The organism is Cupriavidus sp. GW823-FHT06D04 (assembly GCF_058795055.1).
Genome location: NZ_JBXAHL010000005.1, coordinates 219925 through 235334 on the forward strand (window position 1 = coordinate 219925; position 15410 = coordinate 235334).

General features: G+C 67.8%; 12 protein-coding genes. 7 read left to right on the forward strand and 5 right to left on the reverse strand.

All coding sequences use genetic code 11. The features are described from left to right. Positions 1–29 precede the first annotated feature (29 nt). The 4 genes from AC1Q7H_RS10370 to AC1Q7H_RS10385 form a co-directional block, all read right to left on the reverse strand. The gene (locus AC1Q7H_RS10370; RefSeq protein WP_492381269.1) at positions 30–1196 is read right to left on the reverse strand and encodes a thiolase family protein; all 1167 of its coding nucleotides are present in this window, start codon (positions 1194–1196) and stop codon (positions 30–32) included. Between the two features lie 73 nt (positions 1197–1269). Beyond that, positions 1270–2256, reverse strand: a complete 987-nt coding sequence (locus AC1Q7H_RS10375) for a Bug family tripartite tricarboxylate transporter substrate binding protein (RefSeq protein WP_492381270.1) — start codon at positions 2254–2256, stop codon at positions 1270–1272. A 44-nt stretch (positions 2257–2300) separates the two neighbouring features. Further along, entirely contained in the window at positions 2301–2879 is a 579-nt protein-coding gene (locus AC1Q7H_RS10380; protein WP_492381271.1) for a DUF2889 domain-containing protein, read from the reverse strand. Positions 2880–2935: 56 nt separating this feature from the next. Further along, complete coding sequence (locus AC1Q7H_RS10385) at positions 2936–3370, reverse strand: hypothetical protein (protein ID WP_249221527.1); 435 nt, start codon at positions 3368–3370, stop codon at positions 2936–2938. Between the two features lie 359 nt (positions 3371–3729). Here AC1Q7H_RS10385 and AC1Q7H_RS10390 point away from each other — a divergent pair, with 359 nt between their 5' ends. The 6 genes from AC1Q7H_RS10390 to AC1Q7H_RS10415 all read left to right on the forward strand — a co-directional run bounded on the left by AC1Q7H_RS10390 (position 3730) and on the right by AC1Q7H_RS10415 (position 12786). After that, a complete protein-coding gene (locus AC1Q7H_RS10390; protein ID WP_211984198.1) occupies positions 3730–4749 on the forward strand; it encodes a Bug family tripartite tricarboxylate transporter substrate binding protein in 1020 nt (339 codons plus the stop codon). 104 nt (positions 4750–4853) lie between these two features. Then, positions 4854–8681, forward strand: a complete 3828-nt coding sequence (locus AC1Q7H_RS10395) for a LuxR C-terminal-related transcriptional regulator (protein ID WP_492381272.1) — start codon at positions 4854–4856, stop codon at positions 8679–8681. Between the two features lie 308 nt (positions 8682–8989). Continuing rightward, positions 8990–9901, forward strand: coding sequence for an SDR family NAD(P)-dependent oxidoreductase (locus AC1Q7H_RS10400; protein ID WP_211984194.1), 912 nt, complete (start codon positions 8990–8992; stop codon positions 9899–9901). 58 nt (positions 9902–9959) lie between these two features. Then, on the forward strand, positions 9960–11159 hold the full coding sequence (locus AC1Q7H_RS10405; protein WP_492381273.1) for an acyl-CoA dehydrogenase: 1200 nt from the start codon (positions 9960–9962) through the stop codon (positions 11157–11159). An 8-nt stretch (positions 11160–11167) separates the two neighbouring features. After that, positions 11168–12334, forward strand: a complete 1167-nt coding sequence (locus AC1Q7H_RS10410; protein WP_492381274.1) for an acyl-CoA dehydrogenase family protein — start codon at positions 11168–11170, stop codon at positions 12332–12334. After that, complete coding sequence (locus AC1Q7H_RS10415; RefSeq protein WP_211984188.1) at positions 12331–12786, forward strand: MaoC family dehydratase; 456 nt, start codon at positions 12331–12333, stop codon at positions 12784–12786. The genes AC1Q7H_RS10410 and AC1Q7H_RS10415 overlap by 4 nt, the downstream gene beginning before the upstream one ends. Before the next feature lie 87 nt (positions 12787–12873). Here the strand turns inward: AC1Q7H_RS10415 and AC1Q7H_RS10420 are convergent, their stop codons facing one another. Further along, positions 12874–14076, reverse strand: a complete 1203-nt coding sequence (locus tag AC1Q7H_RS10420; protein WP_492381275.1) for an acyl-CoA dehydrogenase — start codon at positions 14074–14076, stop codon at positions 12874–12876. 260 nt (positions 14077–14336) lie between these two features. Between AC1Q7H_RS10420 and AC1Q7H_RS10425 the strand changes: the two genes are divergently transcribed. Further along, positions 14337–15176 (forward strand): enoyl-CoA hydratase/isomerase family protein, encoded by an 840-nt coding sequence (locus AC1Q7H_RS10425; RefSeq protein WP_249221526.1) that lies wholly within the window; start codon positions 14337–14339, stop codon positions 15174–15176. Positions 15177–15410: the final 234 nt, after the last annotated feature.

Below are 15410 nucleotides of genomic sequence, written 5' to 3' on the forward strand. Positions count from 1 at the left end.
TCGATGCCTTGCGTGGACGGCTACAGCGATTACTCGCGTTCCAGGATCAGGGTGGCACTGCCGTGGCGTGAGCCGAGGAGGCCGCCGGTGCCCTGCGCCAGTGCCAGGTTGCATTGCTTCACCTGCACGGCGGGATGGGCCTCGCCGCGCAGCTGGCGCACGGCCTCGATCACCTTGGTGATGCCGCCGCGGTTGGCCGGGTGGTTGTTGCACAGGCCGCCGCCGTCGGTGTTGAAGGGCAGCTTGCCAACGCCCGAGATCAGGTTGCCGTCGGCGACGAACTTGCCGCCCTCGCCCTTCTTGCAGAAGCCGAGGTCTTCCAGCTGCATCAGCACGGTGATGGTGAAGCTGTCGTAGATCGACGCGTACTGGATGTCCGCGGGCGTGACGCCGGCCTCGGCGAACGCCGCGGCCCCGGACACCTTCGCTGCCGACCAGGTGAGATCGACGGCTCCGCCGAGCTGGCCCTTGACGTGCTCTCCGGCGCCCAGCACCTTGATCCTCGGGCGGTTCAGCTTCGCGGCAATCTCCGGACGGGCGACGATCAGCGCGCCGCCGCCGTCGGACACCACGCAGCAGTCGAGCTTGTGCAGCGGGTCGGAAATCATCGGCGAGTTCAGAACGTCTTCCACGGTCACGACATCGCGCAGCATGGCGAGGGGGTTGTGCTGCGCGTGGTGCGACGCGGCCACCTTGATCCACGCGAGTTGCTCGGGCGTGGTGCCGTACTCATGCATGTGGCGCATCGCCACCATGGCGTACATGTTGACGGTGAGCGGGCTGAAGGGCGCCTCGAACGGCAGGTCGGGCAGGTCGCTGCCCCAGTTGCGCGCCTTGGTGCCGCTGGAGCCTTCCGAGCGCGGACGGCCTGCCAGCGTGATCAGCGCGACATTGCACTTGCCCATGGCGATCGCCTGCGCCGCGTGCGAGACGTGCGCGAGGTAGGACGACCCGCCGGTTTCAGTGGAGTCCACGTGGCGCACCTTGAGGCCGAGGTAGTCGACCATGTTCAGCACGCCCAGTCCGGGCGCGTCGCCGGCGCAGAAGTAGCCGTCCACGTCCTGCAGCGACAGCCCCGCGTCTTCCAGCGCGCCCTTGGCGCTTTCCGCGTGCAGCTGCGCCACGGTCTTGTCCGGGGCCTTGCGGGTCGGGTGCTCGTAGGCGCCGACGATGTATGCCTTGCCTTTGATGCTCATGCTTGCTTTCCTGTTGGGTCAGAGAGGAGTGTCAGGATGCCGGGCATCCCGTTCTGTGGGGCAGCCGCGCGGATCATTCCGGCTCGATGCCGGCCGTGGCGATCATCCGCTTCCAGTTCTGCTGGTCCTCGACAATGGTCTTGCGCAGTTCCGGGCCGCTGGCGGGGTAGGGCACGGCGCCACGGGCCGCATAGTGCGCCGCGGCTTCCGGCGATCTGACGAACTCCAGCGTGAGCTGCGCCAGTTTGTCCACGATGGCCGGGGGCGTGCCGGCCGGCGCGAACAGGCCGGTCCAGGTGTTGAACGATGCATTCGGCACGCCGGCCTCGGCGACCGTTGGCACATCCTTGAGCTGCGGCACCCGGGCCGGCGCGGCCACGGCCAGCGCGCGCAGCTTGCCGGTCTGCACGTGCGGGATCACCGCGGAAACCTCCACGGCGCCATAGTCCACCACGCCCGTCATCAGGTCGGGCAGCAGCGTGCTCATGGCCTTGTAGGGCACGCTGACGGCCTGGATCTTGGCGGCGTCGTTGACGGCGGCGAGGATGGTGCGGTAACCCGTACTGGAGGTGCCGTAGTTGAGACTGCCCGGCCTGGCCCTGGCCGCCGCAACCAGGTCGGCCAGGGTGCGGTAGGGCGAGGATCCCGCTACCACCACGGCTACCGGCAGCGCCGACATGCGCGCGACGGGCACGAAATCCTTCTGCGGATCGTAAGGCAGGCGCTTGAACAGGAAAGGGTTGGCGGCCATGGCCCCCGAGCCGGACAGCAGCAGCGTGTAGCCATCTGGCGCGGCCTTGGCGACATAGTCGCTGGCGAGGATCATGTTGGCGCCGGGCTTGTTTTCCACGATAAAGCTCTGGCCCAGCTTCTGGCCAAGGTATTTGGCCAGCAGCCGGGTGTAGTCGTCCAGTCCGGTGCCGGCGCTGGTGACCGATACGATCCGCACCGGGCGCTCCGGATAGGTCTGTGCTGCAGCCGCCTGCATCAGCGCCGGCACTGCCAGCAAGGCCAGCAATGCCTTCAGTGGCCGGCTTGCCTGTGTCGCAAATCCATGCATAGGTCTCCTCCGTTCTGGTTGTTGAAACTGGTTGCCGGGGCGCTTCATTCGCCGTGAGCGGCCTGGGCGGCGCGCCGGCCCTCGGGCCACAACAGCTTTGCCGTCTCGCCGTCCTCACGGTAGGTGTGGCAGCTGTTGATCAGCATCGGCCGCGGAATCGGCTTGCCGTCCGGCGTGGGCTTGTTGCCGTTGCGCTCCCGGCGCATCACCGCCATGGTGGTCTGCATGGCGGTAGTGGCCATGGGGCCGAGCAGTTCGGTGAGATGGGTGCAGCCGTTCACGCCGCCCACGATCGCCTTGACCTTCTGCCGGAACCCGCCGCGAATTTGCAGGCCTTTTAAGCCCGCATAGGCCGGCGAGATGTCCGGGCAGTGCACCGTCGGGCCGGCTTCGATGCTGGCGCTGACGTCGTGGATCAACAGGTCGCGGTCCACCGTCAGCACGATACGCATGTGGTGAATCGCGGCCCCCGGGGGCACCAGCTTGAACAGCAGGTCCGTGCCGGTGGGCGAGATGTCCTGCATTTCGCCCTCGATGTCGAACAAGCCATCGCTGCGTTCATAGCCCGTGCAGGTGATGCGGCGCACGTGAATGGGCTGGCGGGTGGGGGTAGTCGGGTTCATGTTGGCCTCTGTGCCGGACCGGGCGGGTTGCGCACCCGGGCTCTTCATCGGTGTCGTTAGCTCTGCGGCTGCAGCCAGGCGCCGTGGCGGCCTCGCCGCGCGCCTTGCATGCGGCGGTGCGCCGCCCAGAACAGCACGCGCAGCGCAAACCCGGCCACGCCGCTCATTGCCTGCCTGCAGTGTTCGGCCTCCAGTTCCACCGGCACGCCGAGCTCGGCTGCCGAGGCGTAGCAGACGATGCGCATGCGCGCGTCGCCGCCTTGCATGCGGCTGTCCAGCAGTGCGTGCAGCGTGTCGGCGTATGACAGCTGGCCGGGCGTGCCGGCCGATTCCCGCGCACAGCGCTGCAGCTGCAGGCTGAACTGGCGGACTTCCTGCAGCAAGTCCATCAGCCGCTCCATCGGCGCAACGGCCTGCGGCGCGGTTCTGGACACGTGGCGCTGGCGCGGGCCGGTCGTACGTGTATCTGGCGGGATCTGTTGAAACTGCATCGTCTTGTCTCGAAAGGGGTTGCCGCGCGGCGGCAACATCCGCAGGCGCGGCGTCGGGAACCAGTTTCCTGCGCGAACGCAGGCGTGACCCCACTCCACCAAGGGGGGCATCGGCACGGGACCGCTGTTTTGGGAGGGATATGGCTCGCTTTCCGTGAAACACCGGGCATCGGGCACCAGCGCCGTCCACTATCCATCCGCCCTAAAAGTACGAAACCTGGTACACGAGTACGAAATGACGTAGACTATCATCTAACTACGATAGATCGTATATATATACGACATTCAGTAGAGCATGAGTACGATAAGTCCCCTCAGAGGGCAAGGCCGGCATATCCGGCACACAGGAGACACAGCCCATGACATCGCTCACCCCCTCTTTCAGAACCCGGCTTGCCCGCTGGGCATCCTTGGGCCAGGCAGTGCTGCTGGCCTGCGGCGCGCTGGCCGCCACTGCGCCCGCGGCGTTCGCGCAAACGGCCTATCCGGCCAAGCCGGTGACCTTGGTCGTGCCGGGCCCGCCGGGCGGTATCACCGACCAGCTCGGGCGCCTGGTTGCGGCCAGGATGACAAGCGACTACGGCATACGGGTGATCGTCGACAACCGTCCCGGTGCCGGCGGCAACCTTGCCTCGGAAGTCGTGGCACGTGCCGAGCCGGACGGCTACACGGTCCTGCTCGGCACGCAGGGCACCATGGCCAGCAACCAGTTCCTGTACCGGTCATTGCGCTTCGATCCGGCCAGGGACTTTGTCGCGGCACACGGACTGATTGCTGTGCCGAACGTGCTGGTGGTGAACGGCAAGCTGCCTTACCAGACGGTCAGGGACCTGGTCACGTATGCCAAGGGGCACCCGGGCAAGCTGTCGGTGTCCTCGGCCGGCAATGGCACTGGCAGCCACTTGGCGGCCGAGCTGTTCCAGACGCTGGCCGGCGTGAAGTTCGTGCATATCCCGTACAAGGGCAGCGCGCCTTCCATCAATGACCTGCTGAGCGGTCAGGTCGACCTGACCTTTGACTACCCCACCTCCACGCTGGCGCAGATCCAGGCCGGCAAGCTGCGCGCGCTGGCAGTGACCGGCGCAACCCGTCTGCCGGCATTGCCGCAGGTGCCGACCATTGCCGAGGCGGGCTATCCCGGCGCGGAATCCACCTCGTGGATAGGCCTGTTCTTCCCGGCGCGGACTCAGGCAGCCGTGGTGGCGAAATGGCAGGCGGACGTGACCCGCCTGCTCAAGGATCCCGCTGTGGTGGAAGCCATCCACCGGATGGGCGGCGTGCCGCTGCCGCTCGGCGGGGAGGCGTTTGCCGGGTTTGTGCGCGCAGAGCGTACCAAGTGGAAGGCCACCATTGAGCGTGCCGGCGCCACCATCGACTGACGCCTGGTTTGCCCCGGCCCGCGCCGGACAGAAGTCCTGGCGGCAGGATGCGCAACGCGCCGCCGCCGCCGCATTTTTTTCCCGTCAATTCGCAGAGGCTGTCAATGCGTGTTGCCCCGCCAATTGTCCTGTCGGAACAGGAACGCACCGAACTGGAATCGCTGGCCACAGCGGCAGAAGAAACGTCCAGGCTGGCGCAGCGCGCCCGCATCGTCCTGCTGGCGGCATGCGGCGAGCAGAACAAGTCGATCGCGCCCCAGCTCGGCATCGGCCGGGCCCAGGTGGCACGTTGGCGCGAGCGCTACGCACTTTCGGGTCTGCCGGGCATCGTCCAGGACCTGCCGCGCGGCGCGCCGCCGGTCAAGGTGGACGTGGCCCGCCTGGTGGCACTGGCCAGCGAGCATCAGGACGGCACCTCCCGGCCATGGAGTACCAGGCGTCTGGCCGGAGAACTCGGCGTGAGCCCCGCAAGCATTTCACGCCACTGGCGTGCGGCTGGCCTGGCCGCCACCGGGATGCCTCGCACTGCAGGCACGCCGGACGCCGATGCCTGCGCATCGGAAATCGTCGGGCTGTACATGGCCTCGTCCGTCCACGCCCTGGCGCTGTGCTCGGACGAGCAGGGGGATATTGCGCCGCTGCCCGGACACGGTAGTACCAGGCAAGCCGGACGCGCACTGCCCGCACACCAGCGCAGCCTTGCCACCTCCCTGCTGACGGCGCTGCAGATGCTGGAAGCCGCGCTGCCCACCGCCGCGGCCGTCTGCGCAAACGAGCGGCATGCCGACTGGCTGGCATTCCTGCGCAAACTCGATTTCGCGATACCGGCCAGCAAGGCCGTGTGCGTGATCACGGACAACCCGGCCGGACATCACCATGCCGGAGTGCAGCAGTGGCTGCAGCAGCATCCTCGCATCCGGCTGCAGCTGGCGCCCACCTGGCCTGGCTGGCTGCGTGCCATCCAGCGCCTGTTGCGCGAGGCGCAGGCAGGACGGCCATCCCTCGCATTCCCGTCAGGCATTCCTGAGCTTCTGGCTGCCATTGAAGCCGCGGCGCAGGCCGGTCCCGGGACCTCGTACCGCTGGCTGCGCGGGGCGCCGCAGCCGCTCCCCGCCGTGGGGCCGGATTCGAGCCAGGACATGCGCGATGCCGAGGCCTCGCGCTTCGGCGTCGCGCCCGTTCCCGGCGCCGGGCCGCTGCCGGCAGCATCCGCGCGCATGGCGCGGCCGATCGCCGATGCCAAGATACAGCCGCCGCGGGGCGCGCGCCAGCTGATGCCGCGCGAGGCGTTGCTGTCGCGTCTGGTGGACGCGCGCCAGCAACGCTGCGTGGTGATCCAGGGCCAGGCGGGCAGCGGCAAGACCAGCACGCTGATGGCATGGCGCAAGGCCATCATCTCGCTTGGCTATGACGTCTGCTGGCTGACGCTGTCGGTGGAAGACAACGAGCCGGCGCGCTTCTTCGATTGCCTGCTGGCCAGCATCGCCGAAGCCGACCCGGCCGCGGCGCGCGAGGCCGAGCAGTTGACGGGCAGCGAAATCGACGAAGCTGCCATCGAACTGTGGGTCATCACCCTGGTGCAGGCCCTGGCGCGCCGGCAGCGCGAGCTGGTGCTGATGATCGACGACCTGCATGAGATTGCCGACGCGCGCATCCTGCAGGCTCTGCAATGGCTGCTGGACTACCTGCCGCCGCAGGTGCATCTGGTGTTCAGCTCGCGCAGCGCACTGGTGCTGTCGCTCGAGCACCAGCGCATGCAGGGCACGCTGTCCGAGTTCGACATGCGCGACCTGCGCTTCACGCCATCGGAGTCGGAGCGGTTTCTGCGCGAGCAGCTTGGTGGCGTCGACAGCGGCGTGGCTGGCGCACTGCATGCGCTGACCGACGGGTGGGTGGCCGGGCTGCAGCTGTTCGCTATCGACCTGCGCGCGCGGCCTGGCGGCGATTGTGCGCCGGTCCAGGTGCGCGATGCAGGCGCCTTTGCCAGCTATTTCGAGCGCGAAGTCCTGGCGCGGCTGGCGCCGGCTGATCTCGAGCTGCTGACCCGCGTGGCGGTCTGTCAGCGCATCTGCGCACCGCTGTGCGCCGCCATCCTGGGCGAGCCGGGGGCCGTCGTGCAGATCAAGGGGCGTCTGTGCCAGCTGGTGGCCGACAACCTGTTTATCAGCGCCATCGGCGGTCACGACTGCGAGACCTGGTACCGCCTCCATCCGCTGTTGCGTGAAACCCTGCTGACCCGGCTGGCAGCGCAGGGAGAAGCCGCGCAGGGCGCGCTGCATGGCACGGCGTGGCGCTGGTTCGAGGCCCGCGGTGAGATCGACGATGCGGTCTTCCATGCGGTCAGGGCCGGCGATGCGGAGGCTGCGGCCGGGATGGTGCAGGCCTGTGCCCGCCAGTTGCTGGAGCGCGGCGAACTGGTCCAGCTGGCAGGCCTGTTGCGCCAGTTGCCGGCCGAAGAGGTGCGCAGGCGCTTCGGCCTGCACGTGGTGCTTGCCTACGTGCAGTTGTACAGCCGTGACTTCGATGCGCTGCGGCGCAGCCTGGATGAGATGGCTGCGCGGCAGCCCGGGCTGCAGCCGTGCGAGCGGTATACCCTGCTGCTGTTGCGTGCCGGCCTGGCGCATCAGCTGGACGACAACGACGAGGCGGCTGTCATGCTGCCGCAGCTATGGGAGCCGCCGCCGGATGCCGACGACTTTGCGTGGCATGCGCGCGCCAACGTGGTCTCGTGGCTGCTGACCCGGCGCGGCCAGTACGACCTGGCGCGCCAGGTGCTGGACGAAGCCGACCAGCGCACCGAAGCCCCGCGCAGCGGACAGCTGGGCCGCTGCATCCATGCCATCAGCCTGGCGCGCCAGGGTCGCATCAGGCAGGCCTGCAAGATCGTGCGCGAGGTGATGGAAGAGGCCGAGCGCTTTGGCGCAGCCTATGCGGGCCTGGCCGGCATGGCAGCCGGCTTGCTTGCCGATGCCCTCTACGAACTCAACGAGACCGAGGCCGCCTGCGAGTTGCTTGAGCCGCGCATAGGCGTGCTTGAGCGCGTGTCGCTGCCTGAGGTGGTGCTGCGCGCCTCCACGGTGTTGGCCAGTGCGCATTGGGTCAACGGCCGCAGCGCGCAGGCCCTGGCCAGCCTGGACCGGCTGGATGCCTATGCCGACCGCTATGGGCTAGACCGCCTGCAGGCCGAGTCGCAGGTACTGCGCCTGCGTTGGCACCTGCAGCTGGGGGAAACTGAGCGTGCCAACGTGGCGCTGGAACGGGTGCAGGCGATTGCCGCGCGCGCCGCCGGTGGCGGACCGCAGAAGGCCGCTGTCACAGCCGCGGCGGCCGCACGCGCCCGCATCGAGATGGCGCTGCACACCAAGGATTACGCCGGCGCGTTGGCCTGTGCCCGGCGGCTGGCCTCCTGTGGACAGGCCGAGGAGCTACTGGGCGCGGCCGGCCTGCGCCTGCAACTGGCCATCGCCCGCCAGGGCCTGGGCGAGGTTCAGTCCGCACACCAGGATTTTGTCGAGGCCATGCGCCAGGGGCACAGGCTGGGGCTGACACGCACCTTGCTGGATGCCGCCGCCGGCATGCCGGAGGCGCTCGCGAACCTCGCGGACCAGGAGGTGGGAGATCCCGTGCTGCGCTTCTACATCCGGCGCCTGCTGACAGAGGCCAGCCGCGCTGCGCCGGCACCGCGCCCGGCGCGGCCGATGGCGGCAGCCGGTGCGATCGCTGCGCTCAGTGAGCGCGAGCGCGAGATCCTGCACCTGCTGGCCCAGGCGATGTCGAACAAAAAGATCGCCAAGGTGCTCAACGTTTCGGCCGAAACGGTGAAGTGGCATCTGAAGAACATCTACGCCAAGCTCGGCGTCTGCGGCCGCGGCGGGGCGGCGGCGCGCTTGCGCGACCTGGAAGCGCCGGTGGCGGGCGACGGGCCCGCCTGAGCGGCCCAGGGGATCCGGCACGCTCCGGTCCCGGCTTGTCATTCCGGCCAGGCAGCGCTGGCCCGCACCCCAGGCCCCTCCCTCAGCGCCTGCGCCGCGCGGCCAGTCGCTCGTCGTTCCCGCCTGCGCAGGGAATGACAGTGGTTCCTGATGCCTTGACCAAACGGCATGGCTCCATAAGCTCCGTTCCACAACTGCCACCCGCGACGGGTAGTGCCCCCCGCCGCCGGGCACGCAATCATGGCTACATCGGCAGTTGCTTGCCCAGACCGAAGTTTGTTCAACCGATCATCAATGGAGTACCAACCATGAGCTTGCTGGAAGGAAAAGTCATCATCGTCACGGGAGCCGGCGCCGGCGTCGGCAAGGGCATCGCGCTGGAAGCAGCGCGCCAGGGCGCGCGCGTGGTCGTCAATGACCTGGGCGTGAACATGGACGGCTCGGGCGGCAGCGCCGGACCGGCACAGCAAGCTGTGGAGGAGATCCTGGCCGCCGGTGGCCAGGCTGTCGCCAACACCGACAGCGTGGCCGACTGGGGCGCCGCGCAGAAGATCGTGCAGCAGGCGCTGGATACCTACGGCCGCATCGACGGCGTGGTCAATAACGCTGGCAACCTGCGCGACGTCATCTTCCACAAGATGACCGAGGACGATTTCGACGCCGTCATCCGCGTGCACCTGAAGGGCAGCTGGAACATGGCCCGCGCGGCCGCGCCGCACTTCAAGGCGCAGGAAAGCGGCGCCTTCGTGCACATGACCTCCACCTCGGGCCTGATCGGCAACTTCGGCCAGGCCAACTATGCGGCGGCCAAGATGGGCATCGTGGGCCTGTCCAAGTCCATCGCGGTGGACATGCAGAAGTTCAACGTGCGCTCGAACTGCATCGCACCGTTCGCGTTTACGCGCATGGTGGGCAGCATCCCGACCAACACCCCCGAGGCTGCAGAGCGCATGAAGATCAACATGCGGCTGGAGGCGGGCAAGATCGCGCCGCTTACGCTTGCGCTGCTCAGCGACCAGGCCAGCCATGTCAACGCCCAGATCTTCGGCGTGCGCAACAACGAGATCTACCTGTTCTCGCAGCCGCGCCCGATCCGCACCGCGCACAACAGCGACGGCTGGACCGTTGAGTCGTGCGTCGAACGCGCCATCCCGATGCTGCAGGGCAGCTTCATCCCGATGCACCTTTCGCGCGACGTCTTCCCCTGGGACCCGGTCTGAGCCTTGCCGTGGCGGTGGGCGCCTGGCCGCCCGCCGCCGGTTTCCGAGGAGACTAGCCATGGATTTTCAACGTGACCTGGGGCTCGAAGCCTTCCGCGAGGAGGTGCGCGCGTTTCTGCGCGATAACCTGCCTGAGGATCTGGCCGGGCGCATTCGCATCGGCACGCGCTCGCCGCGTGCCGAACTGACGCGCTGGCAGCGCATCCTTGACGCCAAGGGGTGGGGCGCGCCGTACTGGGCGACTGAGCATGGCGGCACTGGCTGGAGCGTGATGCAGCGCCTGGTCTTTGACGAGGAGTGCACTGCCGTGGGCGCGCCCTCGCAGGACACCGGCGCGCAGAAGCTGCTCGGCCCGGTGCTCAATGCCTTCGGCACGCCAGAACAGAAGGCTGAGCACCTGCCCCATATCTTCAGCGGCGAGCGCCAGTGGTGCCAGGGCTTCTCGGAGCCCGGCTCCGGCTCCGACCTGGCCTCGCTGCGCACGCGCGCCGAGCGCGCCGGCGACCACTACATCGTCAATGGCCAGAAGCTCTGGACCAGCTACGCGCATCGTGCCGACTGGATTTTCCTGCTGGTGCGCACCGACACGGAAGTGAAAAAGCAGGCGGGCATCAGTTTCCTGCTGGTGGACATGAAGACGCCCGGCATTACCGTGCGCCCGATCGTCACCATCGACGGCTGCCACCACCTGAACGAGACCTTCTTTGACAATGTCCGCGTTCCCGTCGGGAACCTGGTCGGCGCGGAGGGCGAGGGCTGGAAGCTCACCAAGTTCCTGCTCAACAACGAGCATGCCACGGCCGCTGACCTGCCCATGCTGCGGCGTTACCTGGCCCGGATCCGGGCCTTGGCCACGCGCGACTGCCCTGCAGGCAGCGTGCTGCTGGACCGGCACGAGTTCGCGTTGCAGCTGGCGCGTTTCGAGGCCGAGCTTGCCGCCATTGCCACACTGGTGCAACGCGTGGCGGCGATGGAGCAGGACCACAGCCCCGCGGCGCACGCGATGGGTTCCATCCTGAAGATCCGCGGCACCGAGCTGCTGCAGAAGATGAGCAGCTTTCTGGTCGATGCGCTGGGCGACTACGGCGCCGTGGCCTACCCGATCCCGCAGGCCGGCGCCGTGGCGCCGGCGCTGCCGGAGCAGGATGAGGCACGTGGCATCGCCAACGAAATGTTCTTTCGCCGCGCCTCGACCATCTACGGCGGCACCAGCGAGGTGCAGCGCTCCATCATCGCCAAGTCGATGTTCCAACTCTGAAACTGATCATGAACTTCAACCTGACTGACGAACAGCGCCTGCTGCAGGACAGCGTTCGCCGCTTTGTCGAGAAAGACTACGACTTCGAAGCCCGCACGGCACGGCTGAAGTCAGGCGAGCCGTGCAACGCCCGGCACTGGGCGATGTTTGCCGAGAACGGCTGGCTGGCGGCGGCATTGCCGGAGGCGGCCGGTGGCCTGGACGGCACCATCATCGACACCATGCTGATTGCCGCGGAGCTGGGCCGTGGCCTGGTGGTCGAACCCTACCTGGGCTGTGCGGTGCTGGCTGCGCAGACGCTGGTGGCAGGTGCCACGCCGCAGCAGCTCGAGACCTTGCTGCCCGCGCTGGCGGATGGTTCGCGCCGCTTCGCGCTGGCCTACAGCGAGGCGCAGTCGCGCGGCCTGCCTGAGCCGGTCGCGACCCGCGCCGAGCCGGCGCCGGGCGGCTACCGTCTGCACGGCACCAAGACCCTGGTGCTCGGCGGCTGCGATGCCGACGCCTTCATTGTCTCTGCCGTCCTGCCGGGCAAGGCCGGGGAGGCCGCCCTGTGCAGCCTGTTCCTGGTCCCGGCGGACACCCAAGGGGTCAGGCGCACGCCGCTGCCGCTGCATGACGGCAGCTGGGCCGCCGAAGTGGCGTTCGACGGCGCCCTGGTGCCGGCCGACGCGCTGCTGGGCGAACCCGGCACGGCGCAGGCCGCGCTTGGCCACGGGCTCACGCATGCGATCACGGCACTGTGCGCCGAGCTGGTCGGCGGTATGGAAAAGACCATCGAGATCACCGCCGAATACCTCAAGGTGCGCAAGCAGTTCGGCGTTCCCATCGGCAGTTTCCAGGCGCTGCAGCACCGCATGGCCGACATGGCGGCCGAACTGGAAGTGGCCCGCTCCATGCTGTATGCGCTGCTGGGGTCGATCGAGAACGACAGCGCCCAGGCGCTGGCGCGCACCGTGTCGCAGGCCAAGACCCTAATCGGCCGTGCCGCGCGCTATGTCTGCGGGCAAGGCATCCAGCTGCACGGCGGCATTGGCATGACCGAGGAATACACCGTCGGCCACTACTTCAAGCGCGCCGTGGTGGCGGACGTGCTGTTTGGCAACGCAGACTTGCACGAGGCGGCCAATGCCCGGGCACTGCAGGCAACCCTGAACGGAAAGGAAGTGCAAGCATGAAGACCTACGAGAACATCAGTGACCTGCAGCCGCTGGTCGGCGAAGTCATCGGCACCAGCGACTGGCTGGCGCTGGAGCAGGACCGCGTCAACCTGTTCGCGGACGCCACCGGTGACCACCAGTGGATCCACGTTGACCCTGAGCGCGCCAGGAATGGCCCGTTCGGCGTGCCGATCGCGCACGGCTTCCTTACGCTCAGCCTGCTGCCGGCGTTTTCCCATACCGCCTACAAGATTCAGAACAGCAGCACGGGCGTGAACTACGGCCTGGACAAGGTGCGCTTTCCCGCGCCGGTGCCGGTGGGCAGCCTGCTGCGTGCGCATTTCAAGCTGCTGTCTTTCGAGGCGCTGGAGAAGGGCGGTGCCCAGATGAAGGTCGAGATGACCGTTGAGCGGCAGGGGGGCAGCAAGCCGGTGTGTATCGCGGAGTCGATTGTCAGGCGCTTCCCATAGCGCTACCCGGCCGGCTGCCAGGGCCGGCGGCGAGAACTCCGCCACGCCCGCAGGCTTTATTGCCTGCGGGCGTGCTTGTTTGCAGCCTCAGAAATGGAACAGCGTCCTGGCGATGATCGAGCGCTGGATTTCGCTGGTGCCACCGTAGATGGTGGTAGCGCGACGGAAGAACATCTCCGTGGCCACGCCCTGCGCGGTTTCCTGCAGCGGCAGCGTCGCGCCGGCGGGCGCTTGCTGCGCGTGCGGGTCAGGGTACGACACCGCGCCATGGTCTCCGAGCGACTCAACCAGGAATTCACTCATCTTCTGCTGCAGCTCGGTGCCGCGGATTTTGAGCATGGAGCCCATCGCATGCGCCGCCGGACTGTGGTCCTGCTCCATCTCCGCCACGCGCTGGACCATCACGGTGATTGCCTTCAGTTCCGCCTCATAGCGCGCCAGCCGCAGCAGGAACTCGTGGCGCTCGGCCAGCGTTACGCCGCAGGCGCGGGCCGTGCCTGCCAGCGCCTGCAACTGGCGGTGGAAGCGCCGCAGCGTGGGCAGGTCGGCGGTGGTGGCATGCTCGTTGTTAAGCAGGAACTTGGTCAGCTTCCAGCCTTCGCCCTCGGTGCCGACCAGGTTCCCGACGGGAACGCGAACATTGTCAAAGAAGGTCTCGTTCAGGTGGTGGCAGCCGTCGATGCTGATGATCGGGCGCACGGTGATGCCCGGCGTTTTCATGTCCACCAGCAGGAAGCTGATGCCGGCCTGCTTCTTGGTCTCGTTGCCGGTGCGCACCAGCAGGAAGATCCAGTCGGCCTGGTGGGCGTAGCTGGTCCAGATCTTCTGGCCGTTGACGACGTAGTGGTCGCCATCGCGCTCGGCACGCGTGCGCAGCGAGGCCAGGTCGGAACCGGAGCCGGGCTCGGAGAAGCCCTGGCACCAGAGGCGGTCGCCGTTGAAGATCGGCGCCAGGTGCTCGGCCTTTTGCTCCGGCGTGGCGAAGTAGTTGATCACCGGTCCCACCAGCTTGTGCGCGAAGGCATCCAGCGAGGGCGTTCCGGCCGCGGCGCATTCCTCGTCGAACACCAGCCGCTGCGCCACGCTCCAGCCGGTGCCTCCGTGCTCTTTGGTCCAGTAGGGCGCGCCCCAGCCGTTGGCGTTCAGGATGCGCTGCCAGCGCACCAGCTCGGCACGTGGCGAGCGCATGCCGTCCTTGCGGCGCGGCATGTCCGCGGGCAGATTGCGGCCAAGGAACAGACGGACTTCCTGACGGAAGCTATCCAGGTTCGAGTCGGGTTGGAAGTTCATGGGAAGTCTCTCAGATGTCGGCCTGCGGGCCTTGTTGATGCCTACACCTTATGCGGGCGCTGCAGCGGCAACGCCCCCCACCATTGGGGGCGGGGTGCTGCAATTAGGTGCCGATTCATAGTGAACGCGACAGTGCCCCCTTGAGATGAGGGGGGCGGCAAGGAAGCCGCGGCGCCACACTTGGATCCGCCGGCTCGCCAGCCCGCCTTCCAGGCGGCCGCAGGCGCACTTGCGTACCTCCACTCGGCAAAGGAAACAAGATGATGCAGGCCCAGCAGCTTCCCTTGCGGCATAGCCACCTCAGCATCGCGGACGGCGTCGCCGAATTCACGCACCAGCGCCCGGCGTCACGCAATGCACTGTCGCCGGAGATGCGCCAGGACTACCACGACATGCTGGACCGCGTGGAAGCGGACCGCAGCATCCGCGCGCTGATCCTGACCGGCTCCGGCGGGAGCTTCTGCGCTGGCGGTGACCTGAAGGCCATCCAGGACATTTTCTCCGGCCCGGACCCCTCGGCGCGCAGGCCGGAAATGATGCGCCGCCGCTTGCAGGACATCCACAAGTGGCTGCGGCGCCTGCGCGACCTGGAGATCCCGGTCATCGCCGCAGTGGACGGTGCGGCGGCGGGCGCGGGGTTTTCGCTGGCGCTGGCTGCGGACTTCGTGCTGGCCTCGGAGCGCGCCTGGTTCTGCATGTCGTTCGCCAAGGTCGGCCTGCTGCCGGATATGGGCTCGCTGTATGCGTTGCCGCGCGTGGTGGGCATGACGCTGGCGAAGGAACTGATGTTTACCGGGCGCCGCCTGGAGGTGGCGGATGCCCGGCGTTGCGGCATCGTGCACGCGATTCACCCGACCGACACCTTGCCCGAGCAAGCCAGGCGCTTCGCGCGGCGCTTCGCGGCAGCACCCCAGGAGGCGCTGGCGCTGACAAAGCGCGCGCTGAACCGGAGCTTTGAAAGCCCCTATGACACGCTGCTGGACCTGGAATGCCAGGCGCAGGCGCTGGCGTCGGCAGTGCCGTACTACGCGGAGGCCGTCGACGGATTCCTCAACGGCAAACCGGCGCGCTTTGACTGGGACCGGCAAACAGAAGCATAACCGGGCGCAGGTCGCGTGCGGTGGGCGCTTCAGTACCCATGCGCTGCCGCGCCGGCTGCTCCGGGTCCATGCAGGTTGTCTCCACGCCCGTTACCAGTCGGTGGCACGGGCTTTCGCTCCGGCACTTGTGCCGGAGTTTTTTTTTGTGGCTCGCCGCAGCCTGCAGCCTGTGGCGCCGGCCGCATCGCGATGAGCCATTCCATATGGCGCGCCGATACAGCCCATGTATTGATC